This window comes from Commensalibacter sp. M0133, from assembly GCF_016101485.1.
Taxonomy (GTDB): Bacteria; Pseudomonadota; Alphaproteobacteria; order Acetobacterales; family Acetobacteraceae; genus Commensalibacter; species Commensalibacter melissae.
The window spans coordinates 427499-451828 of the sequence record NZ_JACFQI010000001.1; the positions used below are offsets into that span (position 1 = coordinate 427499).

21 protein-coding genes are annotated in these 24330 nt (G+C 37.6%); 8 read left to right on the forward strand and 13 right to left on the reverse strand.

What is annotated here, in order from left to right; all coding sequences use genetic code 11:
• Nucleotides 1-98 precede the first annotated feature (98 nt).
• The 5 genes from dnaQ to H3T46_RS01950 are packed head-to-tail and all read right to left on the reverse strand — an operon-like array spanning nucleotide 99 to nucleotide 3760.
• Nucleotides 99-794: a DNA polymerase III subunit epsilon gene (gene dnaQ / locus H3T46_RS01930; protein WP_155571953.1), complete on the reverse strand. Its 696-nt coding sequence runs from the start codon at nucleotides 792-794 to the stop codon at nucleotides 99-101.
• Nucleotides 791-1387: a dephospho-CoA kinase gene (coaE, locus tag H3T46_RS01935; protein ID WP_198197261.1), complete on the reverse strand. Its 597-nt coding sequence runs from the start codon at nucleotides 1385-1387 to the stop codon at nucleotides 791-793. Before coaE ends, dnaQ begins: the two co-directional genes overlap by 4 nt.
• Before the next feature lie 9 nt (nucleotides 1388-1396).
• Nucleotides 1397-2293 (reverse strand): shikimate dehydrogenase, encoded by an 897-nt coding sequence (locus H3T46_RS01940; protein ID WP_370552768.1) that lies wholly within the window; start codon nucleotides 2291-2293, stop codon nucleotides 1397-1399.
• On the reverse strand, nucleotides 2233-3021 hold the full coding sequence (locus H3T46_RS01945; RefSeq protein WP_198197262.1) for an N-formylglutamate amidohydrolase: 789 nt from the start codon (nucleotides 3019-3021) through the stop codon (nucleotides 2233-2235). Before H3T46_RS01945 ends, H3T46_RS01940 begins: the two co-directional genes overlap by 61 nt.
• Nucleotides 3022-3049: 28 nt before the next feature.
• Nucleotides 3050-3760, reverse strand: a complete 711-nt coding sequence (locus tag H3T46_RS01950) for a JAB domain-containing protein (RefSeq protein WP_198197263.1) — start codon at nucleotides 3758-3760, stop codon at nucleotides 3050-3052.
• An 83-nt stretch (nucleotides 3761-3843) separates the two neighbouring features.
• On the opposite strand from H3T46_RS01950, the gene H3T46_RS01955 reads away from it, so the two are divergent.
• The 7 genes from H3T46_RS01955 to H3T46_RS01985 all read left to right on the forward strand — a co-directional run bounded on the left by H3T46_RS01955 (nucleotide 3844) and on the right by H3T46_RS01985 (nucleotide 11959).
• A complete protein-coding gene (locus tag H3T46_RS01955; RefSeq protein ID WP_198197264.1) occupies nucleotides 3844-6057 on the forward strand; it encodes an ATP-dependent helicase in 2214 nt (737 codons plus the stop codon).
• Nucleotides 6054-6959 (forward strand): 50S ribosomal protein L11 methyltransferase, encoded by a 906-nt coding sequence (locus tag H3T46_RS01960; protein ID WP_155565512.1) that lies wholly within the window; start codon nucleotides 6054-6056, stop codon nucleotides 6957-6959. The genes H3T46_RS01955 and H3T46_RS01960 overlap by 4 nt, the downstream gene beginning before the upstream one ends.
• Nucleotides 6956-7453: a GNAT family N-acetyltransferase gene (locus H3T46_RS01965; RefSeq protein WP_110438061.1), complete on the forward strand. Its 498-nt coding sequence runs from the start codon at nucleotides 6956-6958 to the stop codon at nucleotides 7451-7453. Before H3T46_RS01960 ends, H3T46_RS01965 begins: the two co-directional genes overlap by 4 nt.
• Before the next feature lie 31 nt (nucleotides 7454-7484).
• Nucleotides 7485-9242 carry an aminopeptidase P family protein gene (locus H3T46_RS01970; protein ID WP_198197265.1) on the forward strand — a complete coding sequence of 586 codons (1758 nt, stop codon included), beginning with the start codon at nucleotides 7485-7487 and terminating at the stop codon, nucleotides 9240-9242.
• A 95-nt stretch (nucleotides 9243-9337) separates the two neighbouring features.
• Nucleotides 9338-10366 (forward strand): isocitrate/isopropylmalate dehydrogenase family protein, encoded by a 1029-nt coding sequence (locus tag H3T46_RS01975; RefSeq protein ID WP_155565514.1) that lies wholly within the window; start codon nucleotides 9338-9340, stop codon nucleotides 10364-10366.
• Nucleotides 10367-10525: 159 nt separating this feature from the next.
• Nucleotides 10526-10861, forward strand: coding sequence for a DoxX family protein (locus tag H3T46_RS01980; RefSeq protein WP_110438064.1), 336 nt, complete (start codon nucleotides 10526-10528; stop codon nucleotides 10859-10861).
• A gap of 81 nt (nucleotides 10862-10942) precedes the next feature.
• Nucleotides 10943-11959 carry a HoxN/HupN/NixA family nickel/cobalt transporter gene (locus H3T46_RS01985; RefSeq protein ID WP_155580460.1) on the forward strand — a complete coding sequence of 339 codons (1017 nt, stop codon included), beginning with the start codon at nucleotides 10943-10945 and terminating at the stop codon, nucleotides 11957-11959.
• A 7-nt stretch (nucleotides 11960-11966) separates the two neighbouring features.
• On the opposite strand, the gene H3T46_RS01990 is transcribed toward H3T46_RS01985, so the two are convergent.
• Both H3T46_RS01990 and H3T46_RS01995 read right to left on the reverse strand, forming a co-directional pair.
• Nucleotides 11967-12431 carry a hypothetical protein gene (locus H3T46_RS01990; protein WP_198197266.1) on the reverse strand — a complete coding sequence of 155 codons (465 nt, stop codon included), beginning with the start codon at nucleotides 12429-12431 and terminating at the stop codon, nucleotides 11967-11969.
• Nucleotides 12432-12460: 29 nt separating this feature from the next.
• The gene (locus tag H3T46_RS01995; RefSeq protein WP_232349952.1) at nucleotides 12461-13132 is read right to left on the reverse strand and encodes a glycine zipper domain-containing protein; all 672 of its coding nucleotides are present in this window, start codon (nucleotides 13130-13132) and stop codon (nucleotides 12461-12463) included.
• Nucleotides 13133-13408: 276 nt separating this feature from the next.
• On the opposite strand from H3T46_RS01995, the gene H3T46_RS02000 reads away from it, so the two are divergent.
• Nucleotides 13409-14932 carry a carboxylesterase/lipase family protein gene (locus tag H3T46_RS02000; RefSeq protein ID WP_198197267.1) on the forward strand — a complete coding sequence of 508 codons (1524 nt, stop codon included), beginning with the start codon at nucleotides 13409-13411 and terminating at the stop codon, nucleotides 14930-14932.
• A gap of 63 nt (nucleotides 14933-14995) precedes the next feature.
• Here the strand turns inward: H3T46_RS02000 and H3T46_RS02005 are convergent, their stop codons facing one another.
• Genes H3T46_RS02005 through H3T46_RS02030 form a run of 6 tightly spaced genes read right to left on the reverse strand, consistent with a single transcriptional unit; the run spans nucleotide 14996 to nucleotide 24318 of the window.
• Nucleotides 14996-16570 (reverse strand): SUMF1/EgtB/PvdO family nonheme iron enzyme, encoded by a 1575-nt coding sequence (locus tag H3T46_RS02005; protein ID WP_198197268.1) that lies wholly within the window; start codon nucleotides 16568-16570, stop codon nucleotides 14996-14998.
• Entirely contained in the window at nucleotides 16567-17793 is a 1227-nt protein-coding gene (locus H3T46_RS02010) for an ABC transporter permease (protein ID WP_198197269.1), read from the reverse strand. The genes H3T46_RS02005 and H3T46_RS02010 overlap by 4 nt, the downstream gene beginning before the upstream one ends.
• The gene (locus H3T46_RS02015) at nucleotides 17786-18496 is read right to left on the reverse strand and encodes an ABC transporter ATP-binding protein (RefSeq protein WP_198197270.1); all 711 of its coding nucleotides are present in this window, start codon (nucleotides 18494-18496) and stop codon (nucleotides 17786-17788) included. The genes H3T46_RS02010 and H3T46_RS02015 overlap by 8 nt, the downstream gene beginning before the upstream one ends.
• Complete coding sequence (locus tag H3T46_RS02020; protein ID WP_347400998.1) at nucleotides 18496-20448, reverse strand: vWA domain-containing protein; 1953 nt, start codon at nucleotides 20446-20448, stop codon at nucleotides 18496-18498. Before H3T46_RS02020 ends, H3T46_RS02015 begins: the two co-directional genes overlap by 1 nt.
• Complete coding sequence (locus H3T46_RS02025) at nucleotides 20445-21680, reverse strand: sel1 repeat family protein (RefSeq protein ID WP_198197271.1); 1236 nt, start codon at nucleotides 21678-21680, stop codon at nucleotides 20445-20447. Before H3T46_RS02025 ends, H3T46_RS02020 begins: the two co-directional genes overlap by 4 nt.
• Before the next feature lies 1 nt (nucleotide 21681).
• Nucleotides 21682-24318, reverse strand: coding sequence for a virulence factor SrfC family protein (locus tag H3T46_RS02030; RefSeq protein ID WP_198197272.1), 2637 nt, complete (start codon nucleotides 24316-24318; stop codon nucleotides 21682-21684).
• Nucleotides 24319-24330: the final 12 nt, after the last annotated feature.

The following is a 24330-nucleotide window of genomic DNA, read 5'->3' on the forward strand; positions in this document are numbered from 1 at the left end:
ACTTATAAAATCAAAAAACAAAATTTGAATATAGTATATTAAAATAAAAGATTATTTTCTTAATATGCAACCTATTCACAAATTAAATTATTGAATAATCAATTTTTATCCATAAAATGATTCCATAAGGCATTTGGTATTTTCTCATTCAAAAATTCCTTGTGAATCTTCAATTCTTTTTCAGTGGCTTTCATGAAAACGGGTTGATGAATATGATTTTTTTTATAGGTTTTTCTTATTTTTTCCTTTGTTTGATTATCAAAGCTCAATCCTCTCTGACGGCCTCCCGTAAGCTGAATATACACCTCTGACAATAATTTACAGTCCAACAACGCGTTATGTGTTGTGCGTTCTGACAAATCTATTGAAAACCGTCGACATAATGCATCCAGGCTATTTGGCGAGGATGGATATTGAGCGCGGGCAATTTGTAAGGTATCAACCATTCTGTCCAGTGATAATGTTGGACGATTGATATATTTCAGTTCTGAATTTACAAATTTAAAATCAAACGGTGCATTATGCGCGATCAGGGGATCATTTTGAATAAAATTCAGAAACTCGTCAGCAATATCCTTGAATTTTGGCTTACCTTGCAGATCTTCAATTGTAAATCCATGAATTCGTGTTGCCTCAACAGGAATATCTCGCTCTGGATCAATCAAAACATGATAAAAATTATCTGTTGGCAAATCATTGATTAACTCTATTGCGGCAATTTCTATAATTCGATCGCCATTATCTGGATTGACACCTGTTGTTTCCGTATCAAAAAGGACAGACCTTTTTTTCATAATTGATCTTTCTTCATTAATATAGCCAAGCGCTTTACCTGAATGTAAGTATATGCCCTATTCAATCCTGTTTGAATAACCCTATCCGCCCATTGACATTTCAAACTATTGGGAAGCTGATGGGAAATAAGTATTTCAGCCTGTTGCCATGAAATTCCACCTCGATTGATAATGCGTATTTTTTGAATTTGCTTTGGTGCATTAACCAAAAGAGTTTTGGTGCATACTTGATCTATCTTTTTTTCGAACAACAAGGGAATATCCAATACACACCATAATTTTCTTTTTCCCTGCCAAAATTGGATGAATTTTTTTCGTTCCATATCAACCAATGGAAGGATAATGTTTTCAATTTTTTTTAGATTATTCCGATCCTGTGAAATCAATTTCCTCAAATAGGATCGATCAAGTATTTTGTCATGCACTGACCCGGGAAAAGCTTTGGCAAGAAATGGTAAAGCTTTACCATCAGATCCCTGTAATTGATGCACAACATGGTCAGCATCAAAAACTGGGAAACCCTCTTTACGCAACTGGGAACATACCGTGGTTTTACCCATACCCATTCCACCTGTTACGCCCAATATCTTCATAATGAAATATTATTCTCTAATTGTTTTGGCAACATATTCGATTGTCTCGGAATCAACCTTGGGATCCACTCCAAACCATTCGCGAAAACCGAAACGGGCCTGGTGAAGCAGCATCCCCAATCCTTCAATGGTCTTCAAATTGAATTCTTTTGCCACTTTTAACAGAGGGGTTAAGCGAGGAACATAGACAATATCCGTAACAACCAAACCTGATTTTGCTTTGGATAGATCAAAATCAAAACTTTCTTTCCCTTCCATTCCCAAAGAGGTTGTATTTACCAGTAAGTCATATTGACCCAATAAAGATGTCCAGGCATCCCATGCGATGACATTACCTGCCCCAAGATCTTGAGCAAGCTGCAATGCCCTGGAATTTGTGCGATTTGCTATTGTAATCTTCGCTTTCTCATGGGCAAGCGATGAAATAACCGAACGTGCAGCCCCACCTGCTCCAAGTATTAGTACATTACAATTTTTAATTCTGATGTTATGATCTCTAAGGGATTCTATAAAACCAGCACCATCTGTAGAAGTGCCAAATATCTTACCGTCATTTTTAAAAGTCAAGGTATTGACAGAACCTATTTTCCTTGCGATTTCATCAACCTCATCACAACATGAAAAGGCAATTTCTTTATTGGGGATGGTTATATTGCATCCTTTAAACCCCGAAGCTGACAGGCCAATTATGACTTTTTTGAAATTTTCAGGCTTAACGGCCAGAGGAATGTAAACCCCGTCAATTCCATACCGATTCAACCAAAAATTATGAAGCAGGGGAGATCGGGAATGTTCAACTGGCCACCCAAGAACCGCAGCCACTTTAGCCTTTCCTGTTATAATATTCATCGTTTTCCGTATTCCTGTAAAGTCAGTGGCAATAAGTAAGCCAGACGATCCGCCCATTCCCTTTGCTGAATTTCCGATCTTATTAAATCTTGTCGAATCTCCAGTTCTAAATATAGCAATTTTCTTCCAAACGCATGACAAGGAACAGAATAATCATTCTTCTCATTTAATCGATAGGGTTCATTATCTCCAATTGGAAATTCATAATATTGCTCAAGATATTTTTTGAATATTAATCCGAATCCCGGATAACGATCATGCAAAATACCCGCATGCCAAGGTCTTTCAATATTATCCATTTGAGGTGTAAGACTGTGCAGCGCTATTAAACAGGTTGAAATCTGCGCATTTTGTCGACGTTCAATATCCTGTTCAATACAAGCATGATAGGAATTGTAAATTGATGAAACACGTGATTTTTTTTCCTCATCAGACAAATCAAGATTACCTTTTATAACTGTTTTATCGCTAATTTTAATAATCAGGTTTTCATGATTTGGATTTCTGTTGCAATCAATGACAAGTCTTGAATAGTTTTGAAGAATTAACGTGGCATTTAATTTTTTTGCAAGTTTTTTCCCTACCCCTTTTATTCCAATATCAAAAGCAATATGTCGCTCAAGATCATTTGGCTCCAATCCAAGGTTATTTAGTTTTTCAGGAATGAATTTCCCTGCATGATCACAAATAATCAAAAAGGGTGAAATCGAATGTCGGTTTATCATATTCACAGGATCAGGATCATTGACTGATAAAATACTGGATGATTTTGATTTGTAAAACATAAACGCAGTCAGTTTGTTGGGTTCTGGATTATTTTAATATACTAACATAATGATGATTAACACAAAATAAATGTTCACTGAGATTTAAATCAAAAAAACCAACCTTTGATTGCAACATTTTGGAGAATTGTTCAATCTGATATTTCATATCAGGATTTATTTCGTCATTAACATAATGTACCAATACAATTTGAGCCGCATCATTTTCAATTGCTTTCTTTAGTATAGACGCAACAGAATTTTTTGATGGATACACCATAAAATATTCTTTGATGAAGTTATATTGACTGTTTAAATAAATTATCCTCAAGGATTTAAGATTGATTTTATCCTGTTTTGGAAAGTTTTTTTCCAAAAAAACAACCATTTCATTCAAGCGTTTAAAACTTGTTGGCACAATTAAATCAGACATGCATAGACGCAAAGCCACCAATTGAATGAATTGTATCAATTCAGTAAATCTCTTACTGTATATGATCTGATCAGTACGATCTGTATTTGCTTTGATAACATGCCCCAAAGAACCATGCTGGTTAATCAACTGTTTTGCCAAAGGTTTTGTATCCTTTCTGGGAATGACTGAATATAACAGCATTTCAAGGATCTCGTAATCTTCGAGAACATCTGTTCCCCTGGATAAAATTTTTGAACGCATACGGTTGCGATGTCCCCTACCGTCCAAATTTTTAAAAGGTTTGCTTCCTTTATCATTCGAGGGTAAAGAAGAATTATGATCCATTAATATGTTCAACCTGTTATCATTTGATTTCATCAATCACCTTATCAACAATATTGAAAATTAATTCAATCCTGTAAAGCGTAATGACCCAATATCTAAGCCAACTTAACGAAACGCAAAAAAAAGCTGTTGAAACAACAGAAGGTCCTATTCTAGTGCTGGCTGGTGCCGGAACCGGTAAAACTCGTGTTTTAACATCACGTTTTGCCCATATTCTCCTTTCAGGAAAAGCGTATCCCAATCAGATTTTAGCGGTGACTTTTACCAATAAAGCTTCAAGAGAAATGAGCGAAAGAATTGCCAGCCTTATAAATAAACCAGTCGAGGGATTATGGTTGGGAAGTTTTCATAAAATATGTGCAAGGATGTTAAGGCAAAATGCTACACTTGTCGGATTAACCTCTAATTTCACCATTCTGGACACAGATGATCAATTACGCCTAATCAAGCAAATTACACCCGCTTATTCAATCGACACAAAAAGAGTATCCCCACAGTTAATTCTTGGTACAATCCAGTTCTGGAAAGACAAGGGTTACTCACCGGATAATTTGCCTAATGATGAAATAAATAAATCCGCAAATTCCCTAATCAAGACAATTTATGCCCATTATCAAAAACGCCTGCGGGAAATTAACGCATGTGATTTTGGCGATCTTATGCTGCATATGTTTAATATTTTTAGCCAGCATCAACATATCTTGGAAAAATATCAGCGTTATTTTACGTATATTATGGTTGATGAATATCAAGACACCAATATGATACAATATTTATGGTTAAAATTATTAGCCCAAAAAAATGGACAAGAAGCCAATATTTGCTGTGTGGGAGATGACGATCAATCCATATATTCCTGGCGTGGGGCAGATATAACCAATATTTTGAGATTTGAAAGGGATTTTCCAGGGGCTAAAATTATCCGTTTGGAAAATAATTATCGTTCAACCTCCTCTATCCTTGGTGCCGCATCAGGCTTGATATCATTTAACTCGCAACGATTGGGAAAAACTCTTCACGCTGCCAATGCCACCGTTGAAGGAGAAAAAGTTAAAATTCTCTCAACCTATGATTCCGATGAAGAGGCAAGAATCATTTGTAAAAATATTATTGATTTTCACAAAAAGGAACAACAATTTGGCGATATGGCAATCCTGATGCGTACCAGTTCCCAAACCCGTCCTTTTGAGGAATGCATGATTAGATTGGGAATACCCTATAAAATCATTAGCGGGGTAAGGTTTTATGAACGTGCTGAAATACGCGATGTCATCGCTTACATGCGCACTGTCGCCCAGCCGTCAGATGATTTGGCATTTGAAAGAATCATTAATGTTCCGAAACGCGGAATTGGCAAAGCCGCCCTTCAGAAATTGCATCTGCTTTCCCGAGAATCCAATATTTCCCTAACGATGGCAGCACAGCAAGCATTAAATCAAGGAATAATCAGGGGTAAGGTAGCGAGTGAACTGAATCAACTGATGCTTCAACTTGAAATGGCAAGATCCATGAGTGAAAAAGGTGGTCATTTCAAAGCGATTGATGACCTGATTCATCATTGCGGCTATATTGAGATGTGGCAGCAAAACAACTCTGTTGAATCAGAAGGCAGACTTGAAAACATCAGGGAACTTTTCCGGGCGATGTCCGAATTTCAATCTTTGAATGAATTCTTGGAGCATATCTCTCTTATAATGGATAATGATGAACTGAGTGGAGATGACAAGGTCAATTTAATGACACTTCACGCCGCCAAGGGCCTTGAATTTGATACGGTTTTTTTGCCGGGATGGGAGGAAGGCCTTTTTCCCTCACAACGCACACTGGATGAAAATGGATTGAATGGCTTGGAAGAGGAAAGACGTTTGGCTTATGTTGGCATTACCCGTGCCAGGCGAAATCTGGTGATATCCTATGCCGCAAACCGCCAGATTTATGGAAACTGGCAATCAGCAATTCCCAGCCGTTTCATTGAAGAATTACCCAGCCAGTTTATTGTAAATCCGTCAATCAGAATCAATAGAAACCATAGTAATCCAAATTATTTTGATAATTTGAATTTTGGAAAAAAAGAAAAAGGAACCCGAGACACCATTTCTTTTGGAAATATTTTTACACCGAATAAACAACGTCAAAATTTGCCAAAATCTAAAAATATTCCTGTAGGTGCCCGTGTGTTTCATCAAAAATTCGGTTATGGAACTGTATTAAAGACTGAACAGAATAAGCTTGAAATCAATTTCGATAAAACCGGAATTAAAAACGTTATAGACAGCTTTGTGACGGAAACATCATGACATTAAAAACTAAACGGCATGCCAATGCGCTTGAAACCATTTCACTAATTGTTCCAGAAAAACATATTGAAATATTTGAACAGGCCCTGAACACGGTTTGCCCGACCGTAGGGATATTTGAGGAAAATGAAGACAAGAATCTTTGGCGATTGGAAGGAATCAAGGATACAGGCTATGGAGATAAAGAGCTTAACAATGCAATTACGTTAGCAGGCGGCCTTACCCAGTTCTTTCCAGAAATCCAAAAACATTCCACTGAAACAGAAGGATGGCTTGCAAAAACATATGAATCTTTTCCTGCTCAAAAAGTGGGTAATATGTTCATTATTCGTGGCACGCATTTAAACGATCCAATCTCTTCTTCACGTGTTGTTTTAACCCTTGATGCAGGTGTGGCTTTTGGATCTGGTGAACATGGTTCAACTCGTGGATGCCTAATTGCCCTTGAAAAGATCGCTTATAAAAAACCTCGTAAAATTCTTGATCTTGGATGTGGTTCAGGAATTTTGGCAATGGCTGCAGCTGCCTTATTCCATCAAAAGGTTCTGGCTGTTGATATTGAACCATGGTCCGTTCGAGCTGCCCGAGAAAATGTTAAAAGAAACAAACTGGGGAATTTCGTCCATTGTGAGGTTGGTAATGGTTGGCTGACACCTTCAATTCGAAAGCAAGCTCCATATGATCTTGTTTTTGCCAATATTCTTGCACGCCCCTTATGTAAAATGGCCAGAAATCTAGCCAGAAATTTACAGCCTGAAGGTATAGCAATATTATCGGGTCTACTTGTATCCCAAACAGCAATGGTATTGTCCGCACATCAAAAACAGGGTCTGAAACTTGAAGACAAAGTTTCACAGGGACATTGGGCGACATTAATTCTTAAAAAACCGAGAGAAACATGATTCAAATCCGCCATGCATTAATTACGGATCTTAACAGTATCCTCCAGATCGTTAATCGAGAGATTATTTATGGAACGGCTTTCTGGATGACAAAAGTCCGCACCTATGATGAACAGCTAGTATGGTTCGAAAACCATGAAAAAGAGGGATTCCCGATTTTTGTTGCCGTCAATGAACAGCAAAAAATCCTCGGTTTTGCAACATATGGACATTTCAGGGCCTATGACGGGTATAAACATACTGTTGAGCATTCGGTTTATCTGATTCCGGAAGCCCAGGGTCAAGGACTTGGCAAAAAACTGATGAAGCATCTTGTGAATTATGCCTCCCAAAATAATGTACATGTCATGGTCGCTGCCATAACCGCCAATAACCAGGCCTCGATACGATTACATGAATGGTTCGGATTCAAACATGCAGGTATCTTACCGCAAACAGGAATAAAATTTGAAAAATGGCTAGATCTATTATTCATGTACAAAATAATAAATTAAGATCATTAATAACCTTGAATAAAATCATCTTATGCAACATACAGAAAAACTATCTTCGCTTCGTTCCATACTAAAAAAAGATCATCTTGACGGATTTATAATCAATCGCGGGGATGAATTTCTCAATGAATATGTCGCTTCTTATGCCGAACGCCTTGCGTGGTTGACTGGATTTACGGGAAGTGCAGGCATAGCTGTTGTATTGCCGGATAATGCTGCTGTATTTTCAGATGGACGCTATATTCTTCAAATGCAACAGCAGCTTAACCAAGAATTATGGGAATATCATCATATTTCCCATAAATCACCTCTTGCATGGGTCTTAGATCACAATCATCTGCAAAAATTAAAATTAGGATATGACCCAAGATTAATGAGTCAAAAAAACTTGGAATCACTACAAAATAATAAAATAAGACTTGTTCCAATAACTGATAATCCAATAGACACACTTTGGCTGGATCAACCAGACTATCCTAATCAACCTATTGAACCTCATCCTCTGGAATTTTCTGGTTTATCACATCATAATAAAATTGAAAAATTGCAAAAAGAACTACTTTTCAACAATGAAGATGCTTTTATATTTTGTGATCCAGCCTCTATATGCTGGCTTCTTAATATTCGTGGTTCCGATGTTCCATATAGCCCTATCCCACTTGTTTTTGCAATTTTATATAGAGATCATGTATGTTTATATGCAGATCAGGAACAATATTCCGAAACACTGTCAGATTTTCTTGGTCACACTGTAAAATTATGTTCACGAAATGATATATATTCAGATTTAAGAAAAATCACATCTTTTGTCATAGGATTGGATAAAAATCAGACACCGATAGGATTTATTCAACTTCTCGAAAAACAAGAAATATCAATTCATTATCGTACAAATCCCATTCTGTTGCCCAAGTCATGCAAAAATCAAGTTGAACAAAAAGGTGCCATAAATGCCCATATCAGGGATGGTATTGCAATGTGCCGTTTTTTATTCTGGCTTGAGAAACAAGGTATTGATAAATCCGAAACTGTAGTGGCAGAAAAACTCAACCAGTTCAGAATAGAAACCGGGGGAAAATTTTACAAAGAGGAGAGTTTTCCTGCAATCTCTGCCACCGGTTCCAACGGTGCGATTATCCATTACCAAGCAACAAAAACAAACCACTCGATTATAAGGGAAAATCAGCTTTACCTTATTGACAGTGGCGGGCAGTACAAAAACGGAACCACAGATATCACCCGCACCATTTGGATGGGGAAAGAATTTGCCCCCTCCTCAATTCGTGAACAGGCAACAATGGTTCTAAAAGGCCATATCGCACTTTCATCAGCCGTTTTTCCAATTGGAACAACAGGGAGTCAACTTGACGTATTGGCACGTTACGCTTTATGGCAGAACGGTTTGAATTATGATCACGGAACTGGTCATGGTGTGGGAAGTTATCTTTCCGTACATGAAGGTCCCTGTCGAATATCATCACAACCCTTTCCTATTTCCCTAAAAGAAGGAATGATTCTTTCCAATGAACCAGGATACTATCTTGCTGGACATCATGGTATCCGTCTTGAAAATCTTTTACTTGTTTGCAAGGCTCCTTATGATAACTTTTTGAAATTTAAACCCTTAACGCTTGTCCCTTTTGACTGGAAAATCATAAATTCAACTTTGTTAACCCCACAGGAAAAAAATTGGTTAAACAATTATCATAAACAAATTACCGATTTGATCTATCCTCATCTGAATAAAAACGAGCAAACATGGCTCATGAAAATGTGCACGTTCATTTGATAGTTGATGCCTTTATTAACCCCGAGATCGATGATAAAAATATATGAAATTAACATAGATTTAATTTTTATTTAGAATCATTCAAAGGTACAATTATGTCAAATCAATCTCTAATTCCAGCCACCCTTATCCCAGGCGATGGAATAGGTCCCGAAATTGTTGGTGCAACTATCGAAATTCTCGATGCCATTCAGGCACCATTCAAATGGGACAGACAACTTGCGGGCATGGCTGGCGTGGATGCATCAGGCGATCCATTGCCTCAGTCAACAATCGAGAGTATTCACAAAACTGGCCTGGTATTGAAAGGACCCCTGACAACACCTGTAGGTAAAGGTTACCGTTCAATCAATGTTACCCTACGCAGGGAATTCGGACTTTATGCAAATGTTCGTCCCACCAAAACTCTTATTCAGGGTGGCAGATTTGATAATATTGACATTGTTGTAGTACGTGAAAATCTCGAAGGTTTTTATGCTGCCATGGAAAATCATATCCCTGTTGATAATGATCTGAAAGCTATCGCCACATGTGCAGGTTACACCTCACGTAAAGAATGCCGGAGAATTGTTAAATTTGCCTTTGATTATGCAGTGCAAAACAATCGTAAAAAGGTTACACTTGTTCACAAGGCCAATATTCTTAAAGAATTATGCGGTCTGTTTCTTGAAGAGGGTCGCAAGGTTGCCAAGGAATACGAAGGCAAAATTGCCTGTGAGGAACGTATTGTTGATGCCTGTTCGATGGAACTGGTTATAAAACCCGAAACCTACGATGTAATCGTTACAACCAATCTCTTCGGGGATATTCTATCAGACCTGACATCAGGTTTAACAGGTGGGCTGGGTCTTGCACCAGGCGCTAATATCGGTGAAAAAGCGGCAATGTTTGAGGCTGTTCATGGTTCCGCTCCAGATATAGCAGGTAAAAACTGCGCCAATCCTATCGCTGTGTTGAGAGCCGCAGCCTTAATGTTGAAACATGTTAAGCGTGACGATCTTGCAAAAAGAATTGATAAGGCAATTCATAAAGTTGTTGTAGAGGATAAAGTCAGAACCCGTGACCTGGGAGGTGATGTAACTACGAAAGAAATTACGGCGGCATTAAAACAAGCTGTAGCTTAATTTATCATAATCTTCGATTTATATAGATTTTCTTACAGTCATTTTGTAAAATATATTTACAGTTTTAAATAAGTTCATTTCAAATTTATTTACTTAATTTCTTGGAATGGTAATTGTTACACTTATTTACAAAATATTCATATTTAGGAGATTATAATTATGGCTAAATGTTGCAAAAAAATCTTTAAAACCCTTGTTGGTTTGGGATTTGCTGCATGTGGAACAAGCAAGGTTTTAGGCGCTAGCATCCAAGAAAAAAGATTTTCTGAAATGAATTGGTCACAAACCAATATGAAAATAGTTGGTGGCCTTGAAGTTGCTGGGGCATCAATGCTTTTATGCAAAAAAACCTCAAAATTGGGCGCTCTTACCCTATTGGCAGCTGCAACATGCATGTTTGCTGCAGGTTTGAAACATAAAAGAAAACAGGATCTCGCCCTTGATGGCGTTGGTATCTTTGCAGCTCTCTCGCTTTTACGGTGTAAAAAAAATTAAAATCTGAATCTTAATGCCCCTTTTATTTAAGGTTAAATTACTTTAATAAAAGGGGTTTTAATATATATCTCAAGGATTTTGATGCGAATTTCTCCTAAACGTCCGGTAAAATCTGTCATTTCCATTTATTTTTTCTTGATACTTGCAAATATACTTGCATGGATTTGGGCACTGAAATCATTTTACCAATCACCTCTTCTTCTCAACACAGCGTTTTTGGCTTGGGTATTCGGTTTACGTCATGCAGTGGATGCAGACCACATTGCTGCCATTGATAATGTTGTCAGACAATTTACCCAACATAAAAAACCTTCCCTTGCCACTGGATTATGGTTTGCTCTTGGTCATTCAAGTATAGTTATTCTTTTTTGTCTGCTCGTTGCAACTTTTGCCAATCGGTTCAAAACACAAATTGATGAATTCCAATTAATTGGTGGCACCTTAGCGACTTTGGTATCCGGCAGTTTCTTGTTGATCATAGCATTTATCAATTTTTTTATATTTTTGAAAATTTGGAAAATATTCAAAGATTTTCGTGCAAATAAATCCTATTCAATCGAGGATATGGATAATATACTCGCTTCAAGAGGATTTTTATCGAGAATTTTAAAACCCGCCTTTCGCATGGTGTCCAAGGAATGGCATATGTTACCATTGGGTTTTCTTTTCGGTTTGGGATTTGATACTGCAACCGAGATCGGTTTATTGGGAATTGCCGCCATACAGGCAGCTAAAGGCATGGCCACGTGGGATATTATGGTTTTTCCGCTTTTATTTACTTGCGGAATGACCCTGATTGACACTACAGACAGTATTGTTATGACAGGTGCCTATAATTGGGCATTTAAAGAACCACTAAGGAAATTATGGTATAATCTAACCATGACTGGCCTTTCAATTTTTATCGCGACTGTCATTGGTGGAATTGAAATTCTAGGGTTGTTACAGGAAAAATTCAAGCTTTCCGGATTTTTTTGGGATCAAATTCAAGAATTACAAGAAAATCTAGGGTCTGCAGGTTTTATAATTATCAGTATATTTATACTCTGCTGGATCTCATCCTTTACAATATTTCATAAATTTAGGAAAGCTACCTAATTATTCATTACATTTTACCCAAGATTGCTGACAGAGCATTTAGATCCTGTTGTGAAGGATCATCATTTACCCTGGATCTTCTTGCATTGTAATTATCCAGCAATTTTTGTTTCTGATTTAACTGCTGTTGCGTCAAACTATGATTCGCTCGAGCATCCTGCAATTTTTTCCGTGCAGCCCAAGCCTGATTATCTATTTGAGTCAATTGATTGCGTCTTTGTTCTAACCTGGACTGCAATTCAATGGATTGTGAATGAGCCTGAGCCGCATTTTGTTGCTGGTTTACCGCATTTTGCTGTTCATATTGCAATTGATTATTCAAATTCTGGGAGCGTTTATTATAACCATTACCAACAGAACATCCCAATCCGCTAAAAAAATTTGTTTTATCAGGATCACAACTTTGAGGATTGGAACAGTTTGTCAATATCATGAATGAAGTTAAGGATATGATAAATTGATAGAATTTCATTAATAAATCCTTTTGAAAATTTATTTTAATCAACCTGCAGGTTGATTGTTCATGCCATTCACTAGAATATTCTCGGCATATTTTAAACGGCTAACTGCTGCATCTGTTGATTGTGCTTCCTGCTCAAAACGATTATCATGAGCTATCTGAGCGTATTGGTGCATTTGGTCACTTTGTTTAGAATAATAATTTATCTTATTGTTTAATTGGGCTTTTTGATTATTAAAATGAGATAATTGTTGTTTATATTGTCTAACAGTAATTTGTTTTGACGCTATCTGTTTATTAAGGTTTGCCAGTTGTCTCTGTAACTGAGCAATCTGCAGCGATGCCTGTTGCGCGTCATTACTTGCATTCAAAGCTATCTGATGAGCGGCGGCAATTTGTTTGTTCAATTGATCTTCCTGTAACTGCTGATTTTCTGTACGATGTGCAACAGCATATCCAGCACCGGTTCCCAATGCCGCTCCACTTAATGAACCAATCAAAGCCCCCTTACCATGACCAGCCAAACCTCCTACCAAAGCTCCAAGAGCTGCACCGCTCAATGCTCCTGTCCCAAGCGTTTGATTGAATTGGGAATTTCTTTGCATTTGTCGATTTTGTTCGGGAGATAGATTTGGATTATAGGCAGGTGTACATGCCATTAATGAAAAACAGGAACAGCCAATAATAATTTTAGTAAAATAGGATCTGGACATACGTTACCTTAATATTTTATTAAATACAAATAATCTAAACCAAATGGGTTCATGATCCAATCCTTTAATAAATTTTGGAATCACGATAATTGTTGTAAGGTGATAATTATATCATAAAAGAGATATTTATTTATACTATTTGAGTCAACTGACCTATAACATTCAGATTTGTTCATTTCATAAAAAAGTACAATACGCATGTATGAATACCCTTTTTTAAAAAAAGTAATATTTCAATTTTTTCTCACATTTTTATCATCTTTGGCGCTTATTACAATGACTTCAGCATCAACATCACATCCTTTTATTGAATTAAATAATCAAGGAACACTTCAGGGATATTTTGATAACCAACTTGCTATTTTCAAAGGGATTCCGTATGCCACGCCTCCTGTTCGTTCATTCAGGTGGTTTCCCCCACAGCCTGTTCAGCCTTGGCAGGGAATCAAAACAACCACTGAATATGGACCAAATTGCAGTCAGTATCCCAATCGATGGGATAAGAAAGAAACCTTTCCTTTAACAAGCGAGGATTGTTTATATCTTAATATCTGGATGCCAAAATCCTTTTTTGAAAAAAACGAAACCCAAAAAAAATATCCTGTAATGGTCTGGATTCATGGCGGTGGTTTTGTTTCCGGCGGAAGTAATCAGGAAATCTTCGATGGCAGTTCAATGGCAAATGAAGGGGTTATAGTTGTCACTTTCAATTATAGACTTGGACGTTTTGGTTTTTTTGCACGTCCGGACTTACAGCAAGAAAATGAGGAGAACAAATGGGCAAACTATGGAATTATGGACCAAATTGCAGCTTTACAATGGGTACAGAAAAATATTTCCTCTTTTGGGGGGGATAGCGATAATATCACCTTATTTGGCGAATCTGCCGGCGGCGCCTCAATTATATCCCTAATGACCATTTCAGAGGCAAAAGGTTTATTTAATAAGGCCATTATTCAATCTGGAACAGGGCATTCACGCTTTTTCCCACCCAGAACCATTGATGACGCAGAAAAAACAGGCCTAAATTTCGCAAAAAAAAATAATATCCAAAACGATGAATATGCTTTGGAAAATTTGCGTAAGCTACCTGCTGAAACCATTGTCGATAGATTGAATTTAGATGATCTACAACCTGACTATTTTTCAGGATTGATTATTGATGGTATCATGTTAAAGCAATCCCTTGATAGTGCTTTTGAAAAAGGTGCTTTTTATCCTGTTCCTACATTAATCGGTGATACGAGTGGCGATGGTTTTATGATTAACCAATCCGGTTTGAAAGTTATGGCAGGCAAGCTGGGAATGAATATAGAGGATCTCAATAAAATTTATAATCCGAATGGAAAACTATCCGAAACCAGAATTTTGCATCAATTTATGGCCGATATTCAAATTCTTGAACCAACCCGGTTATTGACACAACAAATTGCCAGTAAAAATGTTCCTGTCTATCGCTATCGTTTTTCCTATATTACCAGTTCGGCCCGTCCTTATACTTCCTATGGGGCACCACATGCATCAGAATTACCCTATGTTTTTGGAACGTTGAACAAAGTATACTCATCCTTGACACCTCAAGACAATGCCATGTCAGAAGCAATAAAAAAATACTGGGTCAATTTTGCAAAATATTCAAAACCTAAAGTAGACGGATTATCGGAATTTTCCGAATTTAAAATTCATCCTGATAAATTACTCAATTTTTCAACAACCGGTATCAAATTTGAAACTGATCCATTTCAATCGAGATTGGATTATATTGAAAATGCATTAAAAAATAAAAAAAAAACTGATTAAGAGATCAAATCCGTATTGTCTTATAATTCTTTCTCGAGGTCTGTAAAATTAAATTTATAGACTTCAATTATTGTTTTTATTATTGATGTTCACAGAATCTCTTGCCTGATTTGACTGAATATTTTTCATATCTTGCAGCACATATACATTTGTCCACTTACTTTTTGGTAAAGAGAGCAATACCTGTATTCGATTGGCAAAAAACGCCAGATTATTGAGTTTTCTAGCTTTATATGCTGTTTCAATCATGGTGAATTGTTTTTTTCTATCAATAATCGATGATGAATCTGCTATTTTACGAATAGTTTCCAAATACCCGTCAATTGAATTATTTAAGATTTGTTTATGATTGATAATGTTTGATTTTATATCGTTTTTTTGTTTTTGGCTCAACATATTCAAAAGCGATAATTCCTTTTCCAAAATCAATATTGTATGTTGATTTTCCCAAATATTTAATGCCAAAGCGGATGCCGCTTCAATTTGGGCACGCATGGTTGCCGCCAAGAAATCATTACGAGCTCTGGCATCCTGATCCAGTTGTGTTGATATCTGTTCAAGCCCGGCCTTTAAGGATGCCTCTGTTGTCTGTTTCTTAAGCTTATCAATCAGCTGATGCGTATTGGCTGTCACTTTTTGGGATTTTTGCAATAATTGATCAAACTCTGATGATGCCTGATTGGTTTCTTGCAGGCTACCCAATGTAGGTGCGGAAATAACAACTCTAAAACCCATGGTTGCGAGATGTGTCGGTTGATTGGTATTTTGATCATATAGAGGGATTTCCTCACGTAATGCCGTATTGAGATCCGATGGATTAAATGTATAATTTCCACCTTTTACTATTATTCCACCTGTTAATCCATGCTGACGTCCCACACGATTCAAATGATAATAATCCTGCATCATTTGCCCAACTTCTCCCAACATATCATATAACCCCAAAGGATTTGGTTTCATGCTACCTACCGTTTGAACCTGACCATTTGCCAGTTCCGAACCAGCCATAACATATTCTTCAATTCCTTCTGGCATTGGCCATGTTGGTGCAAGAAAATCCGTTTCGCTAACCTTGTTGCCTCCCTGAGCAGCATAATACCATTCCGCTTCTGTAGGTAAACGGATATAGCCATATTTATTACCACGTTTTGGCAATGAATTTTTAGCATGTTGCAATAGCCAAACAGACCAATTTTCCGCAAAATTTTGAGCCTCAAACCATGAAATATTATTGACTGCTTTCTGTCCTGACTGATCGGGTTGTTTACATGAATCCTGATCTAGAATGGCATCATATTGATTTCTTGTAACGTCATATTTCCCAATATAATAGAAATTACTTCCATTCACCCTGCTAGAAAATGGTGCTGCGAGCTGCGCTTGCCTTATATAATCGCTATAACCTTCCTGGGTTTCAGATTGTCCTATCTGAATTGGTAAATCATCCAAAACTCCACCTTCTGTTGGCACTTCAACCTTACGAAAAACCATTTTACCTCCACAAGGCAATGGCAAGGCAAAATCATCCTTCATTGGATGGATATCTATAAATTTACTTGGCCATGATGCGTTTATTGCTTTTGAAATAGTAGGAAAAAATCCAATACCAAGTCCAATAATCAAAACAATTTGTTTCATAAAGCAATTACCCCTTCCCATGGCTGTATTTTGGCTGCTCTCTTTCCCGATAAAAAACTGATTATGAAACTTGCCCCAAAGGTTAAACAGATAGTTGCCAAAATCAATTCCTTATTCAACAAAAATAAAACATGATTTTGTGGTAGAATATTTTTAAATAAATGATTAATCAGTTCTCCTGCTCCTATCGCGGCAACGAACGAAATCGCCAGACCGCAAAATGCAAGAATAAAAGATTGAAAAAGTGGAAAAAAAATTAAATCCAATGAACAAAATCCAGAATAGCGCAATAAAGCCAGAGATCTGTGTTTACGTTCGGTATTTGCCCAAAGGCCAGATCCCAATGAAATACATAAACCGCTCCCTCCTAATGACGCGATTAAGATGAAAAGATATTGCAAGCGTTGTGTTAACGATAATAATCCAGAAACATCTCCTGCTCTTGATATGATATCTATATTGTTATTACGTAGATTCCTGTCTAATTTTGGCACATCAGTCAAATTTTTGGCATATAACCGGAAACCAGAATACATGATATTTGGCGGTATTTTGAAATTATTAACTTGAACGGGCCAGTCTTCAATACCATCCTGATAGGTTTCCACGGCAACAGCCAAAGACAAGGATACAAAGGCGCAATCCTTATCTGTAACGGAGGGTTGCAATACAGATACGACTTTCAAAGGAAAATTTATTTGCTGTTTAGTATTATGATATATTCTTTCAAGAATGGCATTTACTTGGTCTCCCTCATGAATATGCAAATAGCTGGCCGCTGAGGCTGATAAAAAAATTTCATCATTTTTTTGTATAAAAGCTGAAATATTACCTAACAAGGGGTCACCCTTGGCTGAAGGTACTAACATGATATGCCTGCCATCACCATTATTCTTGTCAGTCATATTTTCCATAAACAAACTTGCTGCCAGTGTACGGGTTCGAGGCATGATAAATGCAATATCGTTATTTGAATTAATGTTCTTTATATCATTAAGGGAAAAACTATGATTGGATATTGTGACTATTTCCCTGACATGAGGATCTTCAAGCAATGATTGCCTAATACTGGTTAATACACCACTTCTTAATCCGGCAATGACAATTAAAGGGGCCAAAACTGCGACAATGCCCAGAATATGGCATAACGATAAAATTGGTTCATTTTTCAAGTCTTTCCAGGCAAGTTTAGCGGATAAAAATAAATGCAGATTTTTATGCATGGATCCGTAACCGTGTTATTTTCGTTTTATTGTCAATATTACACGCCATCTCCTTTAGACCATATTGTAACGCCCGTTTAACATCATGTGAGGTCATGATTAAAACGGATCCAGCCTCCGTTACTGTCTCAACCAATAAATGTAAAATTTCGTCGGCTAGAGTGGGATGAACAGAAGCCGTGGGTTCATCCGCTAAAACAATCATGGGTCTATTGATTAATGCTCTTGCAACAGCCACCCTTTGACGCTGGCCAACAGATACCTGACATGGCTTTTTAGATAAAATTGGTCCAATTTCAAGATAGGTAATCAACTGATCAAACCAGACTTTGTTCTTTTTTCCAATAATCGATAAGGGTAGAGTTATATTTTCCTTTACAGTTATAAAAGGTATTAGGCCCGCTGTTTGCGGAACAAAACCAAAATATGCTGACCTTAAATGAGCCAATTGATCCCGTCTGTAATTATTCCATAATTTTAAAATATCATTTTGTTCAAAATAGAAATTACGTCCTTTTGTCGGTTTCAAGGATAAGGATAACATTCCCAATACCGTACTTTTACCACATCCTGAAGGACCGGAAATGAGTATACGATCACCCTTTTTAATTTCTGCATGATCAATATTAATTTTGATTCCATCAGAAAATTCATATGCAACATTATCAAGAAAAATAAGAGGATTTCCCGAAAATTCTCTCATCAAGGCAAGGCTTCCAAGGGAACAGGATAAACCGCTTCACCAGGATCTTTGCTTCCAGTTAACTGTACCCAAAGATCAGGATGAGACTCATATTCCTGATAAAGTCGTAAACGGCTTTCGACATTATTCAGAACTGTTCTTTGCGCAATTGCTCCCATTGCAAGCCAATCCTGTTCCGAAATGTTCATGATATCCGACTTATAAGGTAAACCTTGCAAATATTCTCCCAGTAATCCGCCAATATTTTTAGATTGGGAAATTTTTTGCGGATCACGGGCCGCTGTTGCAAAGGCTGAACGAAGTTGGGTAAAAAATGTCTGTGGTTCGGTTCTTCCCGCTAATCCTGTTTTCAAGATGATCTGTAAGGATTGGGCTAAATCTGACAACTGGTTTTTGGTTAAGAGAACACGTACTTCAATGGCCTTTTTTACTGGATTAGTCAAATCCCGATCTGTAGTATAACTCGAAATCACATCAGGAACGGAAGTATTTTCCTCCTTACCCATATAGGCAAGACGCATAGCCTGGCTGACAACTTTGATTTGATCCTCTGCTTTTTTAGATTGAGCATTTTTCTTTGACGGATTCAATCCTGCTATAGGTCTACCTGTTGTATCCGCCACCTGTTGCAATAATGCCATTGTGAGGGTCTGAATCACTTCTGAAAAAGCCTCTGGTGTCCCCCCCCTAACAGGAAAATATAAGGATCCAGCCGTACCATACTGACTTAGCTTTCTATATTGGCTTGCGGCCCTGGTATGATTATTGATTTTCTGACCTGCAGGCGTTAATAAATGAACAACAAATACAGCAACACCTTTTGATTCAGCAAGCTGTTTGATTTCTTCAATTCCCAGTTTAGTTATACTGTGAGGATCATTTGCCTCCCTTGCACCTGCATCCGTCACCAGAATAATATATTTACCAGCTGATTGATTCCAGTCAATTTCATCAAGTGCGGTTTTAATTCCAGCGATAGCATCCTCGTCAAAAGATTTTGACGAAACTTTTGCATCATGAACAGAAGCTATGGCATTGTTAACACTATCCACAGGTTGCTTGAAATCGGGTCTTGCAAAAACCTTTGTTTCATATTCCAGTGACGGATTATCTTTCAAACTGTCCCGAAAGGCGACCAATCCAAAACGAAAATTATTTTTAACCGCTGTATTTTTTATTGAATTAATCAATGATTTAACCGCTGCCTGAGTTTGTTCAATATAGGGTTCCATACTTACAGTCGTATCCATAACAAAAACCAAACTGGCCTTGAAATTCCTCAAATTCGCTGGCGATGAATCAGGTTTGCTTTTTTGTGACGGAGCGGAAACGACATGAAGCAAACGTAATGGAGGACCACTTGGACGATCTATCTGCTGGGCATCAAGAATTGGCAACAAATAGAAATTATGAGTGATATCTACATATGTTTCAGGTTCCATGGCTATCACCGGACCAGGATTACCGGCCAGTGCATTTCTTGCTAATTCCTTGGCTTTATCCCCACCAGATTGATCCAGCAATATCTGTTTTTCATCCTGTTCATTTTTCATGAACAATGAACGCTCGCGTCCAGCCGGATTGGTAAAGGCACCAACCATTGTATGCGCCCAGTTAATTACTTTATCAGCTGGCACCCAGCCTACAATATGACCCTGGGTATCGCTTCCAACCTGCAACCAATCTTCATTTCCCTGTGTATCTTTCTGACGTTTATAAACATAAAAAACCTTGAAGCCCTCAATCGGTTTCGCATTCTGATTTGAGGGTGAATCTGATAAGACAACACCAGGTCTAGTTATGATTTTTTGATAAAGATTATGTTTTCCTTCCATAAGCAATGGTGTGGAGGATGGGGAAACAGCAGAATCAGCAAAAATAACTGAGGAACTTTCTATTGCTGAAAAATACAATAGCGAAAGAATTAATGATTTATTCAGAATTTTTCTCACTGCCAAAAATCCTTTAACGTAAGACGAGCCATTTCATCACCAGTTTCAGCTTTTTTACTTAACCAGTCGTACAATGCCTGACGTGGGGCAACAACTTCTCGAGAGCCTTTTTGGGCAGCCATCTGGAAATATCGTGCCGCTTCACGCATATCAGGACTGGGAATGGGACCATCCACCTTGAAATTTACAGGACTGTAAAGTAAACCCAACTTGACCATTGCTTCACTTTCCCCCTTGGATGCTGCATTTTCCAGTAACAAAATTCCATCATCAGCCTGCTTATTTTCTAACCGCCTTTCCCCCTCTTTAGTAATAGCCAATGTGCTGGGTGCTTTGCTAAGAACATCCTGTAATGGCATTACTTCCAAATTTTTCGCCTTGTTTTGGGAATTGGATTTGGTTGATTCAGGAAAAGATTGCTTCTGGGAATTTTTAGATTGTTTTCCATCATCATTATTCTTTTTATCATTACTCTGTTTTATTACTGGTTTGTTTTCTATAGTTTTTTCCTTAACAGAAGGATTTTTATTGGGAACATGATGTTTTTTTATATAAATTCCTGTTCCAATGCTGAATAACGACAAAAGACCCAAACCTGATACTAAAATTATCCAGGGAAGTTTGCTTCTGGTCTTGTTTGATTCTCCATGCAGATTTTCACTATTCAATAAATCCTCTTTCTGTGGAAAAACGGAGCGTTTCTTTTGTATCTCTGGATTTATGACCGGTAAATCAGGTTTGTTTTCATTTTGATTAACTCGATTATTTTCAGTATCCATTACAACAGTTTCTATATCCGGTTCAGCTCCCGATTGATCCAGGAAAACAGTGGGTTCTTCTTGTTGCCCATTTATTTTATTAACTATTTCTAAATTTTTTTTCTCTTTCCCGGGACTGCTGACATCATCTATTTTTTTATTTTCAACAACTTTTCTGGAAACACTTCGTTTGCCGATAATGGGAGGCCAGATTACGGTTTGGACAAGATCCAGTTCCGGAACCTTGATCTGGCATGGGCTCCCCGCCTCCAGTAAATCACATAAACGGTCAGCTTCAATAAATAAAACTAGATCATTTCCTTGTTGTTCCTGACGTATAACCTTTTGAACAGGAATTGAGGGAAATTGTGGAAACGTAATATTAAAATTCTGTCCCTTCAAATCTGCCTTACTTATTACGGTAATAGCGGCTTCACCTGGTCCTGATGCTGAAATTTTTAATACCGAATTCATTTTATACACCTTTTAATACGGTTATGATACGCCCCAGGGCTTCATTTGCAGCTGGATCAATTCCATCAAGACTGGACGCGCCAGCATTTTCTTCAAATCGCTGTACCATGGCTGAAATCCAATCTCGAACAAAACGTTCGTGATATGGAACGGGATGTTCAGGTAAAATCAATATATCATTGGGTGCCTCTCTTGGTTCGAATACATGATGCTCACCCTTTAATCCTCTTGTCATGGGTCTTTCAGATAATGGTACGGAATGATAACCCAAATAATAAACAAAATTACCAATTTCCATTTCTGCCAACAAAACCTGTGTTTCCCCCTTTAATGAACCACTGGTGAAAAGCGCCGCATTGCGTCTTAACTGTTCAGCGAGCCTATCCCTGAGATTTAACCGTCTTGCAAGCAAGGATATCTCTGCCGTTAATGCGGTTAATTGTTCTGTTGAAATATAAAAATGCTGTTCAACCTGATCATTACGAGAAAAATCATCCATAATATGATTCCATTTGGACAATACTAAATCGGCATATTGTTCATGACGATCTTTTGCCTGTCCCGTATCCACTTCTTTTTCCTGTTTTTGATCCGATAAATCGGCATCTGGAAACATATCCTGAAAAAGATCGTCTACATCACTTGTTCGACCGATCAACAATCTCTGGTTGGAAAGCTGCATTTCCATACTATGCCATGCTTCCATCATATCCTCTCGCCTAACCTGGAGTGACCGTAACAAAGATCCAAACATTTGTGATTTGACGGATTGCATCAATGAAAGAGCTATTGATTGAGCCTCCGATGAAGCCTTTTTGATAGCTTCTTCCGTATTGCCACTATGATAATAAGGTGAAATGAAACGTGCCAAATTAACAGCAAGATGTTCGATCTGTCCATTGATCTGTTCAACTTTTAACCGTGCGTCACATACTTTTCCCAATGCACCGGCAAGATAGGTGATACCTCCATCATTTGGCTGTAAAACAGCATTCCATGCCTTTTCAGGATCAGCCACATAACGCTTGATTTCAGGATTACTCAAATAAGCCTGTTTCATCGTTTCAACTAAATTTTTTGCCCGTTCAGCAATTCCAGCTTCTTCCTTATGTCCGTTAACGACCGTATAATCCATAACAGCTGGGAAACTTATAGAGGGACTGCGTAACCAGTAAAGATTATTGAAAGGATGATTATCTCTCCAATTCTCGATCCAACTGCACGTTTTAAAAAAGTCAATTAGACTTGCATTAATTCTGGCTGTCCATCTTGTGCTTGATGAAGGAGATTCTCCTGCTTTTTGTTCAAACTCCCGATCAAATTTTGTCAAAACAACAAACAAATTATCTCTTTGTCTATTACGTTCTTCTTCCGTCGCACCGATACTGTTTCTTACCCATCCATCAATCATACCTGGCAGGGTTGAAACATTCTGTATGGAATCACCAATACACAATAACATTGCCGAAATTTCACGTTCGGCTTCATAGCGTTGAAAAAGATAGGCCACCTTTCCCCGAAGAAATAAACGTCCCAAAGCTTCTGGTGCCTGGAGAAACGCTTGTGGATCGTAAATCATTTCTCTTGATCTTGCGCCAGGAAAATCAAGCAAATCAGTTTCCTTGAGAAATGCCCATGGAGCATCACTTCCTATTGGAACGGTTAATTCTGCCGTCAATGCCGTTACAATTGAACGATCAATTGATTGTCTTTCCCCTTTTGAAGTCAAAACGGTAATTTTATCCTGGGAATTCATTCCAAGCGTGAATAGGGTTTCAACATTCAATATACTTTTTTCTCTTGGCTTCAGTGCTTCTGTAGAGCAATAGACATTTTCCGTTTTTCCCAAATTTCCTAAAACTGTAAATAAATTTCTTCCTAAATTGGTAAATTGCCCCAGATTGTTCCATAATGGTGAAAACAAGACAGCCGATTCATGAGCTGGAATATACGGAACGGTTTCCCTCAGTTGCTGCCAGTAAATTTCTCTTAATTTTTCAAATCTATGATGGTCGGGATATTGTTTTTTTAAATATTCATATAGAACCTCTATATCATCAATATCTATAATTGAATTAATGATCTTGTCTTGCATAAAAGGTTTCATGGACTGAAACAAATTCTGTAGTGACTGATCGTCAATTTCGGCATCTTTTGTCTTAAAATCCTCAATTGATGTATTGGTCAATATTTTTATGACATCAACCGCTGACAACAATCGTAATGGAACAGGCATATTTTCATCAATAACGTCAATTTTCCGCGTCGTAAAACGAGATACAAGCCCCGTTGACTCATTACCCCCTTGTGGATTCATATCCGTTAAGAAATTAAGATTTTCTTTTTGATAATACGCTATCAATGCCTGTCCTGGTTTTGTCGCCAAACTTGAAACAAGATAGGATTTACCTGCCTGAGACGCTCCAAAAACCGCCACGGCAGGTGGCTGGTAAGCAGCATTGTCAAGTTGTCTGGCCTGCCGACGAAATCGCCTAAGGGTATATTTGACTGCATCCCCATCTCCCCTAATGGCTTTTGGATTATCTTCAAACCAGTGTAAAGCCATATCAGCAGAACATAATACATTCCCGGTTCTTTTTTGTAGATGCCTGGTCATTTCTTGAATATCGTTTGGCATATTAAATAATCT

Coding starts and splice junctions, on each gene's coding strand:
- H3T46_RS02015 (WP_198197270.1), bottom strand. CDS start 18,496: ATGAGAGAATTTTCGGGAAATCCTCTTATTTTTCTTGATAATGTTGCA.
- H3T46_RS02005 (WP_198197268.1), bottom strand. CDS start 16,570: ATGAAACAAATTGTTTTGATTATTGGACTTGGTATTGGATTTTTTCCT.
- H3T46_RS02030 (WP_198197272.1), bottom strand. CDS start 24,318: ATGCCAAACGATATTCAAGAAATGACCAGGCATCTACAAAAAAGAACC.
- H3T46_RS01985 (WP_155580460.1), top strand. CDS start 10,943: ATGCGAATTTCTCCTAAACGTCCGGTAAAATCTGTCATTTCCATTTAT.
- H3T46_RS01980 (WP_110438064.1), top strand. CDS start 10,526: ATGGCTAAATGTTGCAAAAAAATCTTTAAAACCCTTGTTGGTTTGGGA.
- H3T46_RS01975 (WP_155565514.1), top strand. CDS start 9,338: ATGTCAAATCAATCTCTAATTCCAGCCACCCTTATCCCAGGCGATGGA.
- H3T46_RS01965 (WP_110438061.1), top strand. CDS start 6,956: ATGATTCAAATCCGCCATGCATTAATTACGGATCTTAACAGTATCCTC.
- H3T46_RS02025 (WP_198197271.1), bottom strand. CDS start 21,680: ATGAATTCGGTATTAAAAATTTCAGCATCAGGACCAGGTGAAGCCGCT.
- H3T46_RS02000 (WP_198197267.1), top strand. CDS start 13,409: ATGACTTCAGCATCAACATCACATCCTTTTATTGAATTAAATAATCAA.
- H3T46_RS01950 (WP_198197263.1), bottom strand. CDS start 3,760: ATGGATCATAATTCTTCTTTACCCTCGAATGATAAAGGAAGCAAACCT.
- H3T46_RS02010 (WP_198197269.1), bottom strand. CDS start 17,793: ATGCATAAAAATCTGCATTTATTTTTATCCGCTAAACTTGCCTGGAAA.
- H3T46_RS01970 (WP_198197265.1), top strand. CDS start 7,485: ATGCAACATACAGAAAAACTATCTTCGCTTCGTTCCATACTAAAAAAA.
- H3T46_RS01960 (WP_155565512.1), top strand. CDS start 6,054: ATGACATTAAAAACTAAACGGCATGCCAATGCGCTTGAAACCATTTCA.
- H3T46_RS01945 (WP_198197262.1), bottom strand. CDS start 3,021: ATGTTTTACAAATCAAAATCATCCAGTATTTTATCAGTCAATGATCCT.
- coaE (WP_198197261.1), bottom strand. CDS start 1,387: ATGAAGATATTGGGCGTAACAGGTGGAATGGGTATGGGTAAAACCACG.
- dnaQ (WP_155571953.1), bottom strand. CDS start 794: ATGAAAAAAAGGTCTGTCCTTTTTGATACGGAAACAACAGGTGTCAAT.
- H3T46_RS01955 (WP_198197264.1), top strand. CDS start 3,844: ATGACCCAATATCTAAGCCAACTTAACGAAACGCAAAAAAAAGCTGTT.
- H3T46_RS01995 (WP_232349952.1), bottom strand. CDS start 13,132: ATGTCCAGATCCTATTTTACTAAAATTATTATTGGCTGTTCCTGTTTT.
- H3T46_RS01990 (WP_198197266.1), bottom strand. CDS start 12,431: ATGAAATTCTATCAATTTATCATATCCTTAACTTCATTCATGATATTG.
- H3T46_RS01940 (WP_370552768.1), bottom strand. CDS start 2,293: ATGGGCGGATCGTCTGGCTTACTTATTGCCACTGACTTTACAGGAATA.